This window comes from Vibrio sp. R15-SG3-ISO1B, from assembly GCF_059833835.1.
On sequence record NZ_JCBDGG010000049.1, the window covers coordinates 19,859 to 41,001 of the forward strand.

19 protein-coding genes are annotated in these 21,143 nt (G+C 49.9%); 7 read left to right on the plus strand and 12 right to left on the minus strand.

Going from position 1 to position 21,143, the window contains the following annotated elements:
• The first annotated feature begins 96 nt into the window (after positions 1 to 96).
• The 5 genes from ydiJ to AC6R0S_RS15770 all read left to right on the plus strand — a co-directional run bounded on the left by ydiJ (position 97) and on the right by AC6R0S_RS15770 (position 5,955).
• On the plus strand, positions 97 to 3,144 hold the full coding sequence (gene ydiJ, locus AC6R0S_RS15750; RefSeq protein WP_500638320.1) for a D-2-hydroxyglutarate dehydrogenase YdiJ: 3,048 nt from the start codon (positions 97 to 99) through the stop codon (positions 3,142 to 3,144).
• A 111-nt stretch (positions 3,145 to 3,255) separates the two neighbouring features.
• On the plus strand, positions 3,256 to 3,717 hold the full coding sequence (locus AC6R0S_RS15755; protein WP_500626359.1) for a methyltransferase family protein: 462 nt from the start codon (positions 3,256 to 3,258) through the stop codon (positions 3,715 to 3,717).
• Positions 3,718 to 4,017: 300 nt separating this feature from the next.
• Complete coding sequence (locus tag AC6R0S_RS15760) at positions 4,018 to 4,680, plus strand: DUF4145 domain-containing protein (RefSeq protein ID WP_500638321.1); 663 nt, start codon at positions 4,018 to 4,020, stop codon at positions 4,678 to 4,680.
• 2 nt (positions 4,681 to 4,682) lie between these two features.
• Positions 4,683 to 5,543 carry an RES family NAD+ phosphorylase gene (locus AC6R0S_RS15765; protein WP_500638322.1) on the plus strand — a complete coding sequence of 287 codons (861 nt, stop codon included), beginning with the start codon at positions 4,683 to 4,685 and terminating at the stop codon, positions 5,541 to 5,543.
• A gap of 82 nt (positions 5,544 to 5,625) precedes the next feature.
• The gene (locus AC6R0S_RS15770) at positions 5,626 to 5,955 is read left to right on the plus strand and encodes a phage protease (RefSeq protein ID WP_500638323.1); all 330 of its coding nucleotides are present in this window, start codon (positions 5,626 to 5,628) and stop codon (positions 5,953 to 5,955) included.
• Here AC6R0S_RS15770 and AC6R0S_RS15775 read toward each other — a convergent pair.
• The 8 genes from AC6R0S_RS15775 to AC6R0S_RS15810 all read right to left on the minus strand — a co-directional run bounded on the left by AC6R0S_RS15775 (position 5,908) and on the right by AC6R0S_RS15810 (position 15,189).
• A complete protein-coding gene (locus AC6R0S_RS15775; RefSeq protein WP_500638324.1) occupies positions 5,908 to 6,744 on the minus strand; it encodes a hypothetical protein in 837 nt (278 codons plus the stop codon). The two genes, AC6R0S_RS15770 and AC6R0S_RS15775, sit on opposite strands and share 48 nt — an antisense overlap.
• Positions 6,745 to 7,025: 281 nt before the next feature.
• Positions 7,026 to 7,751 (minus strand): DUF3581 domain-containing protein, encoded by a 726-nt coding sequence (locus AC6R0S_RS15780; RefSeq protein WP_500638325.1) that lies wholly within the window; start codon positions 7,749 to 7,751, stop codon positions 7,026 to 7,028.
• Positions 7,752 to 7,903: 152 nt separating this feature from the next.
• Positions 7,904 to 9,442 carry a histidine ammonia-lyase gene (hutH, locus tag AC6R0S_RS15785; protein ID WP_500632180.1) on the minus strand — a complete coding sequence of 513 codons (1,539 nt, stop codon included), beginning with the start codon at positions 9,440 to 9,442 and terminating at the stop codon, positions 7,904 to 7,906.
• Between the two features lie 19 nt (positions 9,443 to 9,461).
• On the minus strand, positions 9,462 to 11,162 hold the full coding sequence (gene hutU, locus AC6R0S_RS15790; RefSeq protein ID WP_500632182.1) for a urocanate hydratase: 1,701 nt from the start codon (positions 11,160 to 11,162) through the stop codon (positions 9,462 to 9,464).
• A complete protein-coding gene (hutG, locus tag AC6R0S_RS15795; RefSeq protein ID WP_500638326.1) occupies positions 11,159 to 12,232 on the minus strand; it encodes a formimidoylglutamase in 1,074 nt (357 codons plus the stop codon). Before hutG ends, hutU begins: the two co-directional genes overlap by 4 nt.
• Positions 12,225 to 13,445, minus strand: a complete 1,221-nt coding sequence (hutI, locus tag AC6R0S_RS15800; RefSeq protein WP_500638327.1) for an imidazolonepropionase — start codon at positions 13,443 to 13,445, stop codon at positions 12,225 to 12,227. The genes hutG and hutI overlap by 8 nt, the downstream gene beginning before the upstream one ends.
• A 107-nt stretch (positions 13,446 to 13,552) precedes the next feature.
• Positions 13,553 to 14,263, minus strand: a complete 711-nt coding sequence (hutC, locus tag AC6R0S_RS15805; protein WP_334550531.1) for a histidine utilization transcriptional repressor HutC — start codon at positions 14,261 to 14,263, stop codon at positions 13,553 to 13,555.
• Between the two features lie 152 nt (positions 14,264 to 14,415).
• Complete coding sequence (locus AC6R0S_RS15810; RefSeq protein ID WP_500632187.1) at positions 14,416 to 15,189, minus strand: phosphoribosylglycinamide formyltransferase; 774 nt, start codon at positions 15,187 to 15,189, stop codon at positions 14,416 to 14,418.
• Positions 15,190 to 15,498: 309 nt separating this feature from the next.
• Here AC6R0S_RS15810 and AC6R0S_RS15815 point away from each other — a divergent pair, with 309 nt between their 5' ends.
• Positions 15,499 to 16,152, plus strand: coding sequence for a thiopurine S-methyltransferase (locus tag AC6R0S_RS15815; RefSeq protein WP_500638328.1), 654 nt, complete (start codon positions 15,499 to 15,501; stop codon positions 16,150 to 16,152).
• Positions 16,153 to 16,250: 98 nt separating this feature from the next.
• Here the strand turns inward: AC6R0S_RS15815 and purT are convergent, their stop codons facing one another.
• Positions 16,251 to 17,426: a formate-dependent phosphoribosylglycinamide formyltransferase gene (gene purT / locus AC6R0S_RS15820; protein ID WP_500638329.1), complete on the minus strand. Its 1,176-nt coding sequence runs from the start codon at positions 17,424 to 17,426 to the stop codon at positions 16,251 to 16,253.
• A gap of 187 nt (positions 17,427 to 17,613) precedes the next feature.
• Between purT and AC6R0S_RS15825 the strand changes: the two genes are divergently transcribed.
• Positions 17,614 to 18,843, plus strand: a complete 1,230-nt coding sequence (locus AC6R0S_RS15825) for a cyclic di-GMP phosphodiesterase (protein ID WP_500632190.1) — start codon at positions 17,614 to 17,616, stop codon at positions 18,841 to 18,843.
• Between the two features lie 149 nt (positions 18,844 to 18,992).
• On the opposite strand, the gene cdd is transcribed toward AC6R0S_RS15825, so the two are convergent.
• The 3 genes from cdd to AC6R0S_RS15840 form a co-directional block, all read right to left on the minus strand.
• On the minus strand, positions 18,993 to 19,880 hold the full coding sequence (cdd, locus tag AC6R0S_RS15830) for a cytidine deaminase (RefSeq protein WP_500632192.1): 888 nt from the start codon (positions 19,878 to 19,880) through the stop codon (positions 18,993 to 18,995).
• A 206-nt stretch (positions 19,881 to 20,086) separates the two neighbouring features.
• A complete protein-coding gene (locus AC6R0S_RS15835; RefSeq protein WP_500632222.1) occupies positions 20,087 to 20,764 on the minus strand; it encodes an LrgB family protein in 678 nt (225 codons plus the stop codon).
• Positions 20,764 to 21,129, minus strand: coding sequence for a CidA/LrgA family protein (locus tag AC6R0S_RS15840; RefSeq protein WP_500632193.1), 366 nt, complete (start codon positions 21,127 to 21,129; stop codon positions 20,764 to 20,766). Before AC6R0S_RS15840 ends, AC6R0S_RS15835 begins: the two co-directional genes overlap by 1 nt.
• Positions 21,130 to 21,143 lie beyond the last annotated feature (14 nt).

Genomic DNA, 21,143 nt, shown 5'->3' on the forward strand with positions numbered 1-21,143 from the left:
CCCTTTTAAATGTTGTAAAGTGACCTAACTCAAATTATAACCCGAATGTATCGAACCCAATGCTGATAGGATCAGCGCAGTAGGGGCAGGAAGCAAATGTTACCAAGATTACACTCTCAACCAGATGTCGATCCCGTCGTCCTCGGTTTTCTTGATGAATTAAAACTCGCCGGTTTCAGCGGCGATATCGAAAGCCAATACTCAAGTCGCCTCGCTGTCGCCACCGACAACAGCGTCTATCAGCAACTACCGCAAGCCGTTATCCACCCGAAATCGACGCAAGATGTCGCGCTGATTGGTCAACTCGGCAGCAAAGCCGCCTATGAACGTGTCACCTTTTCACCGCGTGGTGGCGGTACCGGAACTAATGGTCAATCGCTGACGAAAGGCATCGTGGTCGATTTGTCGCGCTACATGAATAAGATTCTCGAAATCAACTCCGAAGAGGGGTGGGTGCGAGTGCAAACCGGCGTGATTAAAGATCAGCTCAATGATGCAGTGCGCCCATACGGCTACTTCTTCTCGCCAGATCTTTCCACCAGTAACCGCGCAACCTTAGGTGGCATGATCAATACCGATGCCTCGGGGCAAGGGTCACTGAAATACGGTAAAACGTCTGATCATGTCTTGTCATTGCAAGCGGTGTTTGCCGATGGGTCGATTCTTGAGTCGGACCTATCTCATGGGCTACCGAAAGAGGGCGAGTACGCGCATCAAGCGCTAACGGTCACTGAGCAAGTGTGCCGCGACAAACGCGCGCAGATTAACGCTAAATTCCCGCCGCTTAACCGCTTCTTAACGGGTTACGATTTAAAAAATGCGTTTGATGAAGCAAACGATACCTTCGATATTACTCGTGTGCTTTGCGGCGCAGAAGGCTCGCTCGCTTTCATCACCGAAGCCAAGCTCAATCTCACGCCAATTCCTAAAGCGCGTACCCTAGTTAACGTAAAATACGACACGTTTGATTCGGCCTTGCGCAATGCGCCGTTTATGGTTGAAGCCAAAGCACTCTCTGTTGAGACGGTGGACTCTAAAGTGCTCAACTTAGCCAAAGAAGACATTGTTTGGCATACCGTCAGCGATCTGTTAGCCGATGTCCCGGGTAAAGAGATGCAGGGCATCAACATGGTGGAGTTCGCCGGGCAAGATGAGCAGGAAGTCGCACAACAAGTGAGTGACTTAACCGCCCGTCTAGAAGAGATGCTCGCGGCGGGTGAAGCCGGGATCATTGGCTACCAAGTGTGCGATGATTTGGCGAGTATTGGCCGCATTTACAATATGCGTAAAAAAGCGGTGGGTTTGCTCGGCGCGGCGAAAGGACGGGCAAAGCCGGTCGCGTTTGCCGAAGATACGTGTGTGCCACCAGAAAACTTGGCCGATTTTATCTCAGAGTTTCGCCAACTGTTGGATGACAAGCAGCTGAATTACGGCATGTTTGGCCACGTGGATGCGGGGGTACTGCATGTGCGCCCTGCGTTGGACTTGTGCGATCCAAAACAAGAAGCGCTGATGCACCAGATCTCCGATGAGGTGGTGAAGCTTGTCGCCAAATACGGTGGTCTTATGTGGGGCGAGCATGGCAAAGGCTTCCGTTCTGAATACGGTCCGGAGTTCTTCGGTCAAGAGCTCTTTACTGAGCTGCGCCGTGTTAAAGCCGCCTTTGACCCACACAACAAAATGAACCCTGGCAAAATTTGTACGCCGCTCGATAGCCAAGAATCTTTGGTTAAAGTCACCGACACCAAACGCGGCTACTACGATCGCCAAATCGATGTACAAGTGCGCGACAGCTTTAAGCAAGCGATGGAGTGTAACGGCAACGGTCTCTGTTTTAACTACGACACCGCTTCGCCAATGTGCCCGTCGATGAAGGTGACTGCCGATCGCCGTCACTCGCCAAAAGGCCGCGCAGGGATAGTGCGAGAGTGGTTGCGCCAGTTAAGTGAGCAAAACATTGATGTGCTCGATTTGGAAAAGCAGACGCTAGAGCGCACGCCAAGCATCAAGACCATGATCGACCGTGTCCGCAATACGCTCAACAAGCGTCACGAATACGATTTCTCTCACGAGGTGTTTGAGGCGATGAGTGGCTGTTTGGCCTGTAAAGCGTGTGCGAGCCAGTGTCCGATTAAAGTCGATGTGCCGAGCTTCCGCTCGCGCTTTTTGAACATCTACTACTCACGTTATCAGCGTCCAGCGAAAGATTATCTGGTGGCGAACATTGAAACCATGCTGCCTTTGATGGCAAAAGCGCCTAAGTTGGTCAACGGCGTACTTCGCCAAAAGTGGGTACAAGAGATGACGGCAGCCACCGTCGGTTATGTCGATGCGCCTTTGCTCTCAACACCGACGCTGAAATCGCGCTTATCCGCGCTTAAGCCGTTTAATCTTCAAGAGCTTGCAGCGCTCTCTGCGGATGACAAGCAAAATCACGTCGTGATCGTGCAAGACCCATTCACCAGTTACTACGACGCGCAAGTTGTGGAAGATTTTGCCAAGTTGGTACAAAAGCTCGGTAAAACGCCGATTTTGCTGCCGTTTAAGCCCAACGGCAAAGCCCAGCATATCAAAGGCTTTTTGAAGCAGTTTGCCTCAAGCGCGAAAAACACCGCTGCCTTCTTAGAGCAAGTGGCCGATGTCGGCGTGCCGTTAGTCGGCGTCGATCCTGCGTTGGTTCTTTGTTACCGCGATGAGTATAAAGAGGTACTGGGCGAGGCGCGAGGCGATTTTGAGGTGCTGACCGTGCATGAGTGGCTCTATCCGAAATTGTCAGAGTTTGAGGTCAACAGCTCAACCCGTGATTCAGCCAATAATGACGAACCTTGGTATCTGTTTGCGCACTGCACCGAGAAAACCAAGATGCCAAACGCTGAGAAAGAGTGGGGCGCCATCTTTACTCATTTCGGCGCCAAGCTGAATACTGTACCAGTGGGCTGCTGCGGTATGGCGGGGACGTTTGGTCACGAGGTAGATAAGCTCACCATGTCGAAAGATATTTACCAACTGAGCTGGAAGCCCAACTTAGACGCACTGCCTAAAGAGCGCTGTTTGATTACCGGCTACTCATGCCGCAGTCAGGTCAAACGCTTTGAATCACAGGTGACTCAGCACCCGTTACAGGCGCTGTTGCAAATCGTATAAACTGATCTCACCCTAGGTCATGCTATCAATAGCCCAGAACACGCATCTGGGCTATTTTTATCATATTGGCGGGTAATAACACTCCCCAAAACAAAGCAGTGGAGAACCAAGATGCAAAAGCTCGAACTTAAGATCCCTCCCGTCGCGGTATTTATCGCGATGTTTGTTGTGATTGCTAAAGTCGCTCAGCTCTTCCCAACGTTGCGCTTTCCACTGCCGTTTGGCTTTACCGTGTTTGCGATCTGTTTTGTTTGCGCTGGCTACGTGGGGATCACAGGCATCATCGCCTTCAAACGCGCCAAAACTACCGTTCACCCACAAAAGCCCCACGAAACATCACAAATGGTCGTGAAGGGCATTTACAGCATCACGCGCAACCCGATGTACTTAGGCTTATTCCTTCTGCTGTTCGGCTTTGCCTACTGGCAACAAAACCTGCTCTCCATCCTGCTATCGTTCGGCTTTGTCCTCTACATGAATCGTTTCCAAATCGAACCCGAAGAGCGCGCCTTAGAGCAACGTTTTGGCCAAGCGTTTATTGATTACAAGCAGAGCGTGCGCCGGTGGATTTAGTGGTAAGGCGATTGTGGCGTTAATATCTGGTGGTATTAGAAGTGTTTGGTGGGTGGCTCGGAAATGCCCCAAAATGAGTTACGCCTTCAAATCACACAATGATACTCAGTCAACTTTGATATACAAAAAGTAATAAGAGTCAAAAGACAAGACCTGACTTCGAAGTTCCTTGCTCTTATCGTGAGCTAGGGCTTTCTTTTAATTTAAACGGCGTTTAAACGCTTTTAAACACAATCTTGGTTATATATCTTGGTAAGGTCTTAATAAAAAATAATAAATATAATTTAGGAGAGTTGATTAATGTCAAGATATGTAGCTCCAAATTCAGAACTAAGAGCGTTTACTTGCCCATTTTGTGAAGTGTTGGCCCAAGTCGAGTGGAAAAGATTGGATAATGATATAAGGCGTTGTTCATGTACGGCGTGCGGCAAATATTCTATATGGAATGTAACCAGAAATAGAACTAGTGGAACGGTAGCTATATCTCCCGTAGAAGTCTGGTCTATGGTTTACCCTAGTATATCGTCAGTTCCAGCAGCCCATGTAGATATGCCTGAAGATGTTGCAGTTGATTACTTAGAAGCATCGAAAGTGCTTCAACATTCCCCACGTGCAGCTGCAGCACTACTACGCTTGGCGCTACAAAGGCTATGCGTCTACTTGGGAGAGTCTGGAGAAAATATTAATACTGATATTCGAAGCTTGGCTGCAAAAAATGTAGTCCCTGCTTTGATTATCAGAATAGCTGATACAATTCGTATTACTGGCAACAATGCAGTTCATCCAGGTCGAATGAATGAAGAGGATGTGGACCAGATAGCAGAGCAAATGTTTGGATTATTGAATCTGATTGTCGACAAAGGAATTGCAGAACCGAAACGCATTGAAGAGCTCTATTTGAAAATTCCAGAAGGCGCACGACTGGCTGCTGAGCAACGAGATAAATCAGCTCAAGAGGAATAATTGTGGATTCATTCAACGTAAAATTGCTATTAGCATCTGATTTTGGCTTAAACGAAGTGTCAGATACTATCTCTTGGTTTAATTCAACGCCCGTTGAGAAACTATTGTTAGATGAGGTAAGAGAAAAGGTTAAAGATCTAACACAGTACCAGTTCATGATTCCTCATGGTATCGGCAAACCCAACAAGCTTTATCGAGTACGGAAGAGTGGGGCAGAGCCGTTTTTGCATACAGACGACTTAAAATACCCTCCTCAAGCGATCACTCCTAAAGGGCGAATGAACCATCTCAATCAGCCCCTTTTCTACGCATCTAGCTCTCAAAGTTGTGCGTTTGCAGAGTCAAGGTTAAAGCAAAGTGAGTGGTTTCATATAACGACTTATGAGCCAAAGTCAGTATTGCCTATGCGTGTTATCGGAGATGTGAGTAATATTAGAAATGGTGTACCACCGATAATCAATAACGCTTCTTATATTCATGCATATCAGTATATTCTCAACGACTTACCGAGCGATACAAAAAATGCTGTTTATCTAGTGGATGCGTTTTTTTCCGATTGGTTGTCTCGTGTTGGAGAAGAGTACTATAAAATAACGGCAATAATAGCTAATGAACTAATGCAACAGCATCAATGTGATGGGCTTATCTATCCAAGCGTCCAGCATAAAGGAGGGGTAAATTACGCTATCAAAGCGAGTGTTTACGACTGCAAGATAACCCCCTCGCACACTCAGCTCTGCATGTCAGGAAAACACTATGGCTATGAAGTCCGAGATGTCTGGGTATCTCAGACTTCTGAACCAATCGGTATTTCAACAAGAGTTGACTGGCCATCGGATGAAGTTGCCCTTCCTCCTACTTAACTAAATTCAATAACCAAGGTTAATCTCACCAAAACTCTCAAAACCGTAATCTGGCATTCAAACCGAAACTTGGATGCCAGACATGACCATCAAAACCTACCTATCACTATGCTTTGATCTTCCTACTGGCAAGCTGCCTGAAAAGCTCAAGCTCCTATCTGCTGGCGCGATAACAGGTAATGATGGTAGCCACTTCAACAACCCAACCGTCGTTATTGAGCACTTAAAAAACAAGAAGCGTCAAATTCCACTCGATATCGAACACGCCACCGAGCTTAAAGGCCCAAAAGACGAGCCAGCACAAGGTTGGTTTAGTGAACTTAGAAAAGTGATGGAAACATTGTGGACGTTTTGGTGTCCACAATTAGTCCTTGTTGGACTCTATTTTTTGTATGTGCCACTCGTGTCTTGAGTGAAAAGAATCGGGAAGCTTAGAGCCAGTTAAGATGGTTAATTTGTCCAAATCAAATAGTAGATCTTGAAGAGCTTTACTTGTTAGCTTAGTTATCCTCTCTAATTCTTTGACCATATCTTCGTTTTCATATGCTGTCCGTGTTTCCATTAGGTTGCTCTTGCCTGCTTCAAAGTGGAAATACACTGAACGATTAAAACTAAACAGCAGGTGCATGTGCATCGGCTCTGCTCGATATGTTTGATGTCCTTCACTTGGGCTTTCTAGCCAGTGGTATGTGACATCTTTCTTTGGCATTCCTCTGGCGGCTGCAAGTAGCAAAGGAATGTACTCTATTTTCTTTTCTAGTTCGTATTTTCTGAAAATGTATTGGTTAAGGTTATAGAACTCATTTAGTTCAACCAAATGATTGAAGTGACCGACAAAGTCCTCATACTTCAACACGGGAGTTTTTTTCGGTGTGAATCCATATTTTTTATCTAAGGCAAGAAAGTCATACGTAAAGAAGTGGATTGATTTGCGAGCACTATATAGCTTTTGGCGAAACTCTAACAATATTTTCCCTTCGTGCTGCATGAACTGCTCATATTGCTTGTCCTTGCGCTGGCTGTAGAAAGTCCAACTTGCAAGAGCAAGAGATACAATTGAAGTGAAAGCAATCATGACATTAGCAATATCTGGAATCTCTAAATCATAAGGGTAGCCGTCGGGGTAGCGATGAAGAGTGATCATTCCCAATACATAAAGAATGACTACGGAATAAGCTACGTATTTGAAGTTGATTTTCATCTTACAGATTCGCTAAATTTATTTTCTGACTACATCTTCTAGGTGATAGGGTGTACTGGTCAAGTCCATCTGAGCACATTTATAGAGCGTTTTTGCATTCTATCAGCGATAGGTCAAGTAATCCGTTAAATGCTAATTTAGCAGTGCATGTAACACTGATTTGTCCAAAAGCATTTTAGATTAAATCCATATAAAAAATAACTATCGTCACACATACAAAAACTACGCCCCACTATTGTGGGGCGTAGTTTTATCAATCGCCATGTAATGAGCCTAACTAATCACGCAGCAACACTAAACTGGGCAAGAAACGCGTCTTTACGCTCGTTGAAGCGATTCACCAAATCATCGATGTCGGCTTGGTTGTACGGCTTCAGACCGCTAGCCACCATGCGCTTGACACCTTTGCCGACGATTTCGCCATCTTCTTTAAAATCAAAGTTGAGTGTCACAACGCCGCGTTTACCTTCAACATCAAAGGTAGCACCGGCAAAGCTGACTTCTGGGTGGGTCAGGTCTAGGCGGGTAAATTCTACTTCCATGCTTTCGTAAATCACCAAAGGACGCTGGCAGTTAATCATCATCTGCTGCTCTTCCATCAGAGGCACCATGATGTGAGGGAAGTTCATGCCGGAGAACTGCACGTAGTTTGTCACAACGTGCTCGATGAACGCGGGATCGTGGCTCACTGCGCCTTCACGGTTCATGTGTAGGTACTCTTTGCCGTTGGCATCAACCACCGCGGCTTCGTTGCTGCATTTGTTCTCAATGTGCAGGGCAATGCCATCGTTCACCATACCTGAGAAGTCAAAACGCATCTTCTGGCTGATGCCCTCTTTTTGTAGCAGCACAGCAAACAATAGATCACCGGGTACACAGAAGCGCTTGTTGTCTTCATCGTGAATAGGGTTGTAGTCACCGGCCACTTTTTTGGCGAAATGACTGGCCTGAAGGCGAGTGAATTGGAATTGCTTGTCGTTGCTAGAAAAATAAGGAGTTAAAAACATAATGTACGCTACTTAGCCAAAACTGCCGTGATTATATATGACGATTTGATTTCAATGGTCGATCCAGTTGAATTTTCACCAAACCATGACTCGTTTTGAGATGGGCCTAGAACGCAGGTGGCATTCTAGGCATTACGTTTGAGCGTAGAGGGTTAGATGCTTGGCAGGATCTCTTGTGGCATCAGATGGTTATGAACGGCCATTTTGAGCAGGCTATTGGCTTTTTCGATATCAGGGGCGAAGTAGCGATCTTTGTCGTAGAAGCTGACTTTCTCGCGCAAGATTTGCTTGGCCTCTTCAATACGTGGGGAAGAGGAGAGCGGGGAGCGAAAATCGATCCCTTGCGCGGCAGATAGGTACTCAACGGCTAAGATACCGCGGGTATTTTCCCCCATGTCTTTGAGGCGACGGCCAGCAAATGTCGCCATCGACACGTGATCTTCCTGGTTCGCTGAGGTTGGCAAGCTGTCCACCGAGGCTGGGTGAGCCAAGGTTTTGTTTTCGCTTGCCAGTGCCGCAGAGGTGACTTGAGCAATCATAAAGCCCGAGTTCACGCCGCCGTTGTCGACCAAAAATGGCGGTAGTTTGCTGAGCGCGCTGTCAATAAGTAGCGCCATACGACGCTCTGAAAGGCTACCAATTTCGGCAATGGCGAGCGCCAAGTTATCTGCGGCCATCGCCACCGGCTCGGCGTGAAAGTTACCGCCAGAGATGATGTCGCCATCGTCGGCAAACACCAAGGGGTTGTCTGAGACGGAGTTGGCCTCTACCTGCAATACATCGGCCGCGTTACGAATCTGCTGCAAACACGCGCCCATCACCTGAGGCTGGCAGCGGAGGGAGTATGGGTCTTGCACCTTTTCGCAGCCATTGTGCGATTCACCGATTTCACTGCTGTTATCAAGCAGGTGACGATACGCAGCAGCAGCGTCCATCTGTCCGCGATGACCCCGCACACGATGAATGCGCGGATCAAACGGACGACGACTGCCAAGCGCTGCTTCCACCGACATCGCGCCGCACACGGTTGCTGAAGCAAACAGATCTTCGGCTGCAAAAAGACCTTCCAACGCGAAGGCGGTGGAGGCTTGCGTGCCGTTGAGCAGAGCAAGGCCCTCTTTTGGCGCTAACGTGATAGGTTTTAGACCCGCGATCTTCAGGGCTTCAAGACCTGAAATGATCTTGCCGTTGTGACGCGCTTGTCCTTCACCAAGCAACACGGTGCTCATGTGAGCCAGCGGCGCTAAATCACCCGAGGCACCAACGGAGCCTTTTTGCGGCACACAAGGGTAGACTTGCGCGTTGACCAGCTCGATAAGCGCTTGGATGACACTTAGGCGGATCCCTGAGTAGCCACGCGATAAGCTATTGATTTTGAGCACCATCATCAAACGTACGGTTTCATCTGCCATCAGCTCGCCAATGCCGGCAGCGTGTGACAGCACAATACTCTTTTGCAAGGTTTCTAGATCTTCAGGCGCAATACGCGTGTTGGCCAGTAAGCCAAAACCGGTGTTGATGCCATAGACGGTGCGATTTTCCGCGATCACCTGTTCCACCACCTGCGTACTCTCTTCAATGGCAGGGATGGCGCTGTCGTCCAGTGAAAGGTTAACTGGGCTGCGACTGATGTGGCGCAATTGATGTAAGCTGAGCTGTCCCGGCTTTAACAGTAAGTTGAGCATGTTCATATTCCTTCTCGTGCGCGGGTTATTTTAGCTTTTTCAGTTCTTCATTGAGCATAGGAAGATCTAATCCTTGCTCTGCGGCGCATTTTTTCGCGATATCGTAGCCTGCATCCGCATGGCGCATCACCCCTGTTGCAGGGTCATTGTGCAGGACACGTGCAATTCGCTCGCTGGCATCTTGGCTGCCATCACAGCAAATAACCATACCCGAGTGTTGTGAAAAGCCCATACCAACACCGCCGCCATGATGCAGCGACACCCAAGTGGCGCCGCCTGCGGTATTGAGTAGTGCATTCAATAGAGGCCAATCTGAGACGGCGTCAGAGCCATCCATCATGCCTTCTGTTTCACGGTTCGGGCTGGCCACCGAGCCAGAATCAAGGTGATCGCGGCCAATCACAATCGGCGCTTTGAGTTCGCCGTTTTTGACCATTTCATTGAATGCTTGGCCAAGACGCTCGCGATCTTTAAGGCCCACCCAACAAATACGTGCCGGTAAACCTTGGAATTGAATGCGCTCGCGCGCCATATCGAGCCAATGGTGCAGATGGGGGTTATCGGGGATCAGCTCTTTCACTTTTTGGTCGGTTTTGTAGATATCTTCCGGATCGCCAGAGAGCGCCGCCCAGCGAAATGGTCCAATCCCTTCGCAGAACAGTGGGCGAATATAGGCAGGGACAAAGCCAGGGAAATCAAACGCATTTTCGACGCCCTCTTCAAGCGCCATTTGGCGGATGTTGTTGCCGTAATCTAGGGTAGCGGCGCCGCGTGATTGCAAATCGAGCATCGCTTGCACTTGGCGCGCCATGGATTGCTTGGCCGCTTTCACCACGGCGGCTTCATCTTGTGAGCGCATTGTCGCAACGTGTGCCATCGTCCATCCAGAGGGCAAGTAGCCATTTAGAGGATCGTGCGCCGAGGTTTGATCGGTGACGACATCCGGTGTAATACCGCGTTCAACCAACTGAGGGAAAATATCGGCGGCGTTGCCCAGTAAGCCAACAGAAATCGGCGAGGTGGCGTCTGCGATCATTGCTAGTGCTTCATCGAGCGAGGTCGCTTTCTTGTCGACGTAGCCCGTGCGCAGACGGTAATCGATTCGAGATTCATCACATTCAACGGCGATCATCGAAAAGCCCGCCATCGTCGCGGCCAACGGCTGCGCACCGCCCATGCCGCCTAAGCCTCCGGTAAGCACCCAACGGCCACTGGCATCACCAGAGAAGTGTTGTTTGGCTACCGCGACAAAGGTTTCATAGGTGCCTTGGACGATCCCTTGTGAACCGATGTAAATCCAACTGCCTGCCGTCATTTGACCGTACATCATCAGCCCTTGCTTATCGAGCTCATTAAAGTGCTCCCAGTTGGCCCAATGGGGAACGAGATTTGAGTTGGCGATCAGTACGCGTGGCGCATTTTTATGAGTAGGGAAAACACCAACAGGCTTGCCCGATTGCACCACTAGGGTTTGGTCTTCTTCAAGGCGCTCCAGCACCTCGACGATTTTGTCATAACACGCCCAATCGCGCGCCGCACGGCCGATACCGCCATACACGACGAGTGCGTGTGGGTGCTCGGCCACATCGGGGTCCAAATTATTCATCAACATACGCAGTGGCGCTTCGGTGAGCCAAGACTTCGCGCGCAAGGTTGTGCCATGTGGCGCGCGAATGGTACGCGCCGTATCAAGGCGCGGGTTGTGATGCTTGGTCGGTTGACTCATTGGGGGAACTCCTTGTTCGGTTGTTTAGTCTGGCTTGGTGTGTTCACCATGGCCTTGGCTATGTCCCAGCATAAGCGGGCAGCGAATCGCGCCGTTTGCTGGTCGATGTCAAATCTAGGGTTGTATTCGGCAATGTCGGCTAGACGCAGCTTTTCAGGCTGAGCAAGACAGAGCTGTAAAAGTGGCGATAAGGTATCAAGGCTCACGCCCCGAGCGGCAGGTGCGCTCACGCCCGGTACTGTGGCGGCAGGAAACACATCCAGATCGATAGTGAGATAGAGGTGATCGCACTGCTCGATAAATTGGCGCAACTGCTCGAGTGGGGTTTTGAGTGAGTAAGGTGCGAGCTCGGTGTCTTCGATGTACAAGACGCCCAGTTCATCCGCGCGTTGAAACAGCGCGGCGGTATTGCTCGCGCGGCTTACACCAATGCACGCGTACTGAAAGGGCCACTGATGCGCTTGGCAGTAACGAGCAATTTGATGAAACGGCGTGCCTGAGCTCGGTTGCGTGTCTTGGGTATCAAAGGTGCGCAAATCAAAGTGGGCATCAAAATTGATGATGCCTATCTTCGGTGCGATCTGCTGCTGTTGAGCTCCGCCTTGAGTTGTTGTTGCAGGCGATGTTTTATCTAAGTGGCGCTGAAGAAAGCTCGCTAACCCCTGAAAAGAGGCCCACGCCACTTCATGCCCGCCACCTAAGGTGATCACTTTGCTGTGCAGAAGGGCGCGTGAAATGTGCTGCGCGCACTCATGCTGCGCCGACTCAAGCTGACCTTGGGTGCAGGTGACATTCCCTAAGTCCAGCCAACGGCTAGATTCATGCCACGCGAGGTTTGCCAATGCTTGGCGAATCGCATCTGGCCCATTGGCGGCGCCGACTCGTCCTTTATTACGCGCCACGCCTTCATCACAGGCAAAACCCAATAGAGAAATGGCATCTTGAGTGTGCTCACTGAGCGCGTCACTAGTGGTAGAGGTAACGACATGATGCACGCGCTGGCCCAGTACGCCATCTTCTTTGTCATCGCGCCCTTGCCAGTGAAAAGCTAAGTGGGGTTGATTAGGCATGATTGAGCTCTCCCAATACAACACGTGCGGTTAAACGTGGCATGCCTTGCTGGTAGCTAAGGTCTGCTGGGTGGGCGATGTCCCAAATCGCAAGATCAGCGTCAAAGCCTGGTGCTATCTGCCCACGTGTCTGTCCATAGCCCAGCGCTTTCGCGGCGTGGCAGGTGACACCGCGCAGCGCTTCTTGCGGCGTTAAGCCAAACAAGGTGCACGCCATGTTCATCATCATGGTTAAGTCGGCAAACGGCGAGGTGCCGGGGTTGAAGTCTGTCGCGAGCGCAATAGGGACGCCGGCTCGGCGTAAAGAGTCTATCGGTGGGCGCTGCGTCTCTTTTAAAAAGTAAAACGCGCCGGGGAGCAAGGTGGCAACAGTGCTTGATTGAGCAAGCTCATTCACGCCGGTCTCATCCAGGTACTCAACATGATCCGCTGAGAGCCCAGAGTACTTGGCCGTTAACGCACTGCCGCCAAGGTTCGACAGTTGCTCAGTATGCCCTTTAATCGCGAGCCCATGCGCGGTCGCACATTGGAAGACACGCTCGGTTTGCGCCAGTGAAAAGCCGATGGATTCACAGAAGACATCCACACTAGTGGCAAGCTGCTCATCAGCCACGGCAGGAATGATCGCTTGGCAAATATAATCAACGTAATCGTCGGCGCGTCCTTGGTATTCTGGTGGCACTGCATGAGCGGCAAGCAGGGTGGGCGTCACGCGCACCTTACGGTGCTGCTCTAGTGCTTTGGCCGCGCGCAACATTTTCAGTTCATCGGCAAGCGTCAGGCCATAACCGGATTTGATTTCCACAGAGGTGACACCGGTGCGCAGCAGTCCATCCAAACGAGGAAGCGCGAGTTCGGTGAGCGTCTGTTCGCTCGCCTCTCGAGTGGCTTTCACGGTTGCGAGAATGCCGCCGCCTTGCTCCGCGATGGTTTGATAACTGGCGCCGCACAATCGCATTTCAAATTCGTGTGCTCGGCTACCGGCATGAATCAGATGGGTATGGCAATCAATCAACCCCGGCGTCACCAATTGGCCTTGGCAATCATAGCGTTCGGGCTGCGGTTGGATGTCGCCGATAAAGGCGATTTTGCCTTGCACAATACCGATACTGGTCGGCGCGCTGACTTGATAGCCGCTCTCGCCCTCACACATCGTGACGAGCCGAGCATTGCAGAGCACCAAGTCGTAGTGGGGTAGCTCAGAGGAGAACATTCGATAGACTCTTAGATTTAAATGTATATACAAATAATGAGTCTTGAGTAGTCAAATGATCAAGTGTGATGTTATGAAAATGTGATCACTAGACCAATTTCAAACGGTCAGAAGGTCACTTTAGAGCTGAGTTTGTAACGCGTACCGGGGTGATAAAGTAACGCGGTACTGACCAGTTTATCTTGGCTCCAGGTACGGCGATTGAGCAGCAAACAGGGCTCGTTCGCCGCCAACTTTAATGCGCTGCGGACTTTATCATCTGCCACGATCGCTTCCACTGTGTGTTCAATCGCACTGAGCGGGCAGTGCTGAGAAAGGTATTGGTTGGGCGTTAAGGTGGTGAAGTCCTGCGAGAGATAGTCGGGCGCATACGCCTCGTTGACCCAGCGCAGTTCGTATTGAATGGGGGAGTTGTCCTCAAAGTGAATGATTTCACTGTAAAACACCTTGGTATCGAGCATCACCCCCAACTTAGTCGCAATCACGCCGTCGGCCAATAACTCGACCTGCTTAATCACTTTACTGGAGTAGGCTTTGCCTCGCTGCGCGACCTCTTCTGCGATATTACGAATATCAAGCAGCGGTGACTCCGCTTTCTCATCTGGTGCACAAACAAACGTGCCCAATCGAGGTCGGCGCTGAAGTTTGCCCTCAGCAACCAGATCGCGAATCGCTTTGTTGACCGTCATACGGCTGACATTGAACTGCTTGGTTAACTCAAGCTCGGTGGTGATTTGGTGACCGACCGGCCAATGACCCGAGCTGATCTGTTGTTCGATGTAGTGTTTGATTTGCAGGTATAACGGTGATTGACTCATAAGCTCACTGATTTCAGAGGGACACGCCATCCATTATTGACTATACAAAAGGGTAACCGATTGGTTGAATGCGTCAAGCAGGAGTGAGCAAGTTGTGAGGCAAACAGGGTCTTGACCCTTGTTTGCCCATTAATGAGGAGAGCTGAACTTAATTAGGCAGCGCTAAGATGCGTAGTGAGGTAGGGGTGCCAAGCGTCTTGATACAGCGCTTTAGAGAGCTTGCGCATTTTATCGACCTTGGCCATTTCAATGTCATTAAGCGGGCGCGATTCGGCGGCGGCTTGACGCTCAATCAGCTGAATCTGCTCATAAATATCGTGCTCTGCGCCATTTTTGACGTCCGCAATGGCTTTGAGGTGCAGTTGCACTTCTGCAACCAATTGAGTTTTAGGCAGTTGAACCAAAATATTCAAGTCACGATAGCCTGATGCTTGTGGGCTCTTAAAACGGTTCTTTACTTTGACTACCGTAGTTTCACGCGCTAATGCTTCATAGGCGGACATCAAGCTATCAATATCGTGCGCCACTATGGTGGCTCTGGCAAGGTCGGTGATGCGATCCACTTGACCGTCGAGCTCATGGGCAATTTTCTCTTGTGCTCGCTGGCTTGATTTTACGCCAGCAAAGTAAGCGTCGGTGGAGGTTAACAGTGCGGTACTTTTACATAAGGTTTCGAGCTCCGCTTGCGCTTGGTGCGCTTTGCTGTAGAGCACGTCAAAATCTGAATAGGGTTGAGTGGGGGAGGCGTCGGTTGATTTAATGCCGTACAAACCGCTCAAGTTGTGTTTAAACGCTTTAGGGCTGACTTGGTTTTGCTTAGTACTGGGTCCTTCATCTCGGTCAGGGGCCATAGGGATGGCGGCAAACGCGGGGGCGCGGCTGAGCATTAACAGCATCAGTGCAGTGGTACGCAAGAATACGCTCATTCACTCTCCTTAGAATCGTAGTCGCTTAGAAAATGGAGGAAAAAGGAACCGCTAAGTGCTACGTGTCTGATTAAGATCTTGGGATGGAAATGGCCTTTCCAAGGTCCGCTATTCGATAAACTTTTGAATTATGATGTTGGTCTCAATTTCATTAACTTACCTTGGTTGGATTGCGCGTTTTTGCTTAAGTTCATCCGCTAGTTGTAACCAATTATGACCAGATTCCATCGCCGAATGCCTTATGCCACCTACCACGAAGGCTGACTTTCCGTTAGGCTATGGCACGTCAGTCATCGAAAGAGAAAGAGAATGAAAGATCCAGAGTTTTGGCATGCCAAATGGGCATCCAATGAGATTGGTTTCCACTTGGAAGACGTGAATCCACTGCTGATTCAATACTGGCCAGCGACCAACCCCAGCGCAGACGAAAACGTATTTGTGCCTCTGTGTGGTAAATCAGAAGATTTGGTGTGGCTCGCCACCAAACACAGTGATGTGCAAGGGGTGGAGCTGAGTAACATTGCGGTGCGCGCCTTTTTCGCCGAGCACTTTTATACGCCGTTGGTGATCCCTCTCAATGGTCAGCATGAGCTGTTTCAGTTCGATGAGCTCTCTATTTACACCGGAGACGTCTTTACCGCGCCCGTCAAACCGGTCGATTTGGTCTATGACCGCGCAGCGTTAGTGGCGCTGCCTGAAGAGATGCGTGTCGACTATGTGGCAAGAATTCAGTCGTTACTTAAACCCGGTGGGCGGATTTTACTGGTCACCTTAGATTATCCTCAATTAGAGATGGCGGGCCCCCCATTTAGTGTGGCCGAGCAGGAAGTTCGTGCTCTGTATGAGGGGTATCAAGTGACTAAGCTCTATCGGGATGATGCCGACGAGCGCCATCCAAAAATTGCGAAGCGCGGTTTGTCACGCTTCGCCGAAGAGGTCTATTTGATTCAGGCGCCATCATGAGGCGACGATCGGAACTCTGACAATCGGCGAAAATAAAAAACTCTGGCCATTACGGACCAGAGTTTTTTATTACTTAAATAGAGAGAGGCGTGAACCTATCAGTAAATCACCTTGATCTTACTTGCCGCTTCGACGGCGCTTTCGATGGCTTGCTCAATGGTGTCACGGCGTGTAATCGCAACGCCAAGACGTCGGCGACCGTTGATATCAGGTTTACCGAATAAACGCAGCTGGGTTTGAGGCGCGCTGAGTGCCTGTTGCATGCCTTCAAAACGGATGTCTTGTGAGGTGCCTTGACCTAACACGACGGCAGACGCGGCAGGGCCGTATTGAGTGATGCTGCTGATTGGCATGCCGGTAAACGCGCGGACATGCAGTGCGAACTCTGAACTGTCTTGTGACATCAAAGTGACCAGGCCGGTATCGTGTGGGCGCGGCGAAACTTCATTGAAAATCACCGTGTCGCCTTTGATAAAGAGTTCGACACCAAAAATACCGTAGCCGCCTAACGCATCGACAACGCTTTGCGCCGCGTGCTGCGCTGCTTTTAACGCCTTATCCGACATGATTTGTGGCTGCCAAGACTCACGGTAATCGCCATCTTCTTGGCGATGGCCAATTGGGGCGCAGAAATGAACGCCGTCAACGGCGCGTACCGTCAGTAGGGTGATTTCGTAATCAAAATCAATAAAGCCTTCAACAATCACGCGACCTGCGCCAGTGCGTCCGCCATCTTGAGCGTATGCCCAGGCTTTTTCGATGTCTGCATCTGTCTTAATGACGCTTTGTCCCTTACCCGATGAACTCATCACAGGCTTGCACACGCATGGCAGACCGACCGCTTCAATCGCTGCGGTGAATTCGTCATAGTTGTCGGCAAATCGGTATGGAGAGGTGGTCAGAGAGAGTGTTTCTGCGGCTAAGCGGCGAATGCCTTCGCGGTTCATGGTCAACTGTGTGGCTTTCGCACTCGGCACGACATTGAGACCACGCGTTTCAAGCTCCACCAGCTTGTCGGTTGCGATCGCTTCAATTTCTGGCACGACATAGTGAGGCTGCTCTTTGTCGATGATGGCTTGCAGTGCGTCGCCGTCAAGCATGTCTAGTGTGTAACTGCGATGCGCGACTTGCATAGCAGGGGCATCTTCATAGCGGTCACACGCGATGACTTCTAAGCCCAGTCTCTGACACTCAATGGCGACTTCCTTACCCAGTTCACCTGAGCCGAGGAGAAGAACACGCGTTGCATTTTGACGAGTCGCTGTACCAAACATAATCAACCTTTTAGAGATGTAGAATTTGGCGCTGATCATACGAGGATAGATCTCAAAAGGCAAACGTTTGCGTCCATCTCAATTTTGTGACTTATATTAGGACTCTTGCATGTATTTGTTGGGCATGTAGCATAAATCAGAGTTATAATCTTAAAGTGACTTGTTGTAGAGTAATCATCAAATAAGAATGCAATACGATCCTAATAATTCCATCAAAATTCCAATCGACACTCTAACCGTCGGTATGTTTGTCACCGCACTGGAAGACAACAAAAAGGTGAACCTAGCAAATGCTGGGCGCGTGCCGTCAGAGCAAGCCGTCAATCAACTGATCAAAAATGGTATCCAATTCGCTTGGGTTGACGAAAGTTTGTCTGCTAAAGGTTGCACTTTTAAACCCGTGCAACAGCCATTCGATGACTCGCACAACATTTCGCCACCTGCGGCGGTAGAATCGGTGAAGACCGAGGCAGTTAAGCGTAAAGCCAAAAGCCGTTTTTCCATGCAGAAGAAAGCGAGCAATATTATTCGTGAAGCCAAAGGGCTCGCTCATCGCGTATTGACCCAAACTTTTGATGGTAAAACGGTCCATGTCGATGAGTTTGATGATTGGGCGGAAGATTTGATTGAATCGGCGCTGGTGGACTCCGATGCGCTGCAATGTGTTTCAGCGCTGCGCAACAAGGACGAGTATCTATTGGAGCATTCGGTCAATGTGGCCACCTTATTGGTGACCTTTGGTAAACATCTGCAATTGCCAAGAGAGATGCTCAAAGAGATGGCGATCGGCGGCATTATTCATGATGTGGGCAAAGTGAAGGTGGATGATAAGGTGCTGCACAAACCGGCACGCTTAACACCGGAAGAATTTGAGCACATGAAGCTTCATCAAGTGTTTGCGAAAGATATGATCATGTCCGTGACTGGGCTCAGTGATGTGAGCCGTGATGTCTGTCTGATGCATCACGAAAAACTGGACGGCAACGGCTACCCGAATGGCCTTAAAGGGGATGAAATTCCACTGCACGGTCGCATGAGTTGCATTGTGGATATCTACGATGCCCTCACCGCGGATCGCGTCTACAAGCGTGGAATGAGCTCGGCAGAGGCGTTTAAAATTCTATTGAGCCTCACGCCCAATCACCTCGATCGTGACTTGGTGTATAAGTTCATCAACTGTATCGGTATGTACCCAGTGGGGGCGTTAGTCGAACTCAGTGATGGGCGAGTGGGCATCGTCTGGACATCCAATGAATCTGAGCCGCTGAAACCGGAAGTGAAGTGCTTTTACTCGCGCAAGAACAAGCGTTATGTTGATGTGGCTTTTGTCGATCTCAAGCGCAGCAGTGTCAAGATTGCCAAAGCGATTGCGCCAAGTCAGCTAGAAGTGGATGCGACGCCGTTCTTTGACGTTTGATGCATCGATAGTGAGCCGCTACTTTTCGTTGTAGGCAGAATAGGTCTTCGCAGACAACACTGCCACCGTAAACAGAAAAAGCGCCTTTTACTCACGTTATGTGGATAAAAGGCGCTTTATTATCGAGCACAATTTGTCGGCGCTAAAGCTTAGATCGCAAGATAGGTCAGCGGAATATCTGGTCCTAATACTTCAAGGGTCGCTTGCGTGTCGGCGAGGTGGCTGATTCCGCCTTCGGCCATCTCTGCCAAGGCACCAGATTCAATGTCGCTGAAGGATTTACCGGCCATCAACAGTTGAATTAACGCGACTTGCAGTGGTGGCAAGCTTGGGTTGAACGCAGCGTTTTCAGCGTACGCACCGAGATAGGTCGACCCATCGGTGGTTTTGAGTGCGACACCGCTCAGGTTGTGAGTGTAAGGTGAGTGGCTCATATTCAGCGCTTTCAGAGCCGCTTGTACCAACTCGTCACCGTCTTCACTGTGATAGCCGTGATTGACCTCAGACATCAAACCCGACTCAATGCCGAGATCGCTAGGGCCAAAGGCTTCTGGCAGATAATCGTGCAGAGTCTTGCCTTCACGTTCAGGCAATTGAACCGTGAGTTCTTTTGCCGTCGACAGTTCATTCATAAACTGACGACAGTGGCCACAAGGGCTGTAGTTGATGGTGATGTCAGAAATGCCTTGCTCGCCTTTCATCCACGCGTGGCTGATGGCACATTGCTCGGCGTGTACCGTTTGACCGAGTTGCACACCGGCAATCTCAACGTTGGCACCGAAATATAAGCGACCCGTTAAGCCGCGCACAATCGCGCCCACGTAGAATTTAGACAGGGGGGCGTAGGAGAACGCCGCCGCGACAGGCAAGAGCATCACTCGCGTATCAGCATCGTTTTTACCGCTGATGTTTTTAAACTGCTCAAATTGGTCGGCTGACAGGGTGGCATCAAATGACTCGCTCAGCACGATGGGTTTGAGGTAATCGGCAACGTCGCTAGGGAGCTGTGTCAGGGCTTGTTCTATGCGGCTGGTCATAGTGAATCCTTTGTTGTTATTTCAGAGTCAAGCTCGATGCTAGGGAAAACATAGCTAGGTTGTTGACATCTTGTGATACTGGACAATCATTCTATGCGACGCACCAAACAATACAGTGATAAAAATCACACTTACGTTTGTAACGAGTGCAAATTTGCTGATAGATGAGTGATGTCACACAATTCTGGCGCACTGTCTAGCCGCAGCTAGTGCGATAACCAGAGTGCCAGAGCAAAAAATGACGGTGCCAATATGGAGGTGATCACGCCACATACCACCAGAGCCAGAGAGCTAAACGCCGCATCTTGCGCGTTTTTCTCCGCACAGGTCGCGGTGCCAAGGGCATGTGAGACAGTGCCCATGGTCAGACCCTTTGCAATTGGGTGGGTGATGTTTAACAGCCCATAGATAGGGTAGGCAAAAATCGCCCCAAACAAGCCGACCAATAGCACCAAAATCGCTGCAATCGCGGGTTCGCCACCCAAATGGCTAGAGACTTCCATCGCAATCGGTGTGGTTACCGATTTGCCGAGTAAACTGGCGATCAAGGTTAAGTCGGTGTCTAGGCTAACGGCAATCAGACTGGCCGTCGCCATTGACAGGACGCTACCCACGCCGCATGCCAACATAATGATGCGCCAATTGGCCCGAATTTGAGGGAGCTGCTCATACAGTGGGTAGGCCAAGGCCACAACCGCAGGCTGCAGCAGGAGATTGATCCAGTGATTGCTTTCGTAATAGGTTTCAAAAGGAACGCTCAGCCAAGTCAGAAGCGGGATAAGAACCGCTAGGCTGACCAGCAGCGGGTTCATTAACGGTGAGTTGACTCTACTGCACACCCAACGCGCACTCAAAAACACCACCACAGTCACGAGTAGCCACATCATTGGTTGCCTCGCTTAAGCAGGCGATCGAGCATCCAGCCCAGAGAGATGAGGACAATCGCCGTGCCACCAATCGCACTTGCCAGAATTGGCCACGCATTGTGGTAGAGCAGATCGAAGTGTTCCATCAAGCCGACACTGATGGGCACAAACAGCAGTACCATATAGCGAATAAACAGCGTCGCACCGGGTTTGACCCACTTTGAGGGCACCAAGCCGCTTGCCATCAAGCAGAACAAAATAAGCATGCCGATGATGCTGCCGGGAATCGAGGTCTTCAGCCATTGCTGAATATTAAGACCGGCGATCAGGCAGAGAAAAATCAAGCCAAATGAGATGAAGTAGTGCAATAAAGTACGAGGCATAAGAGCGGTGTTGC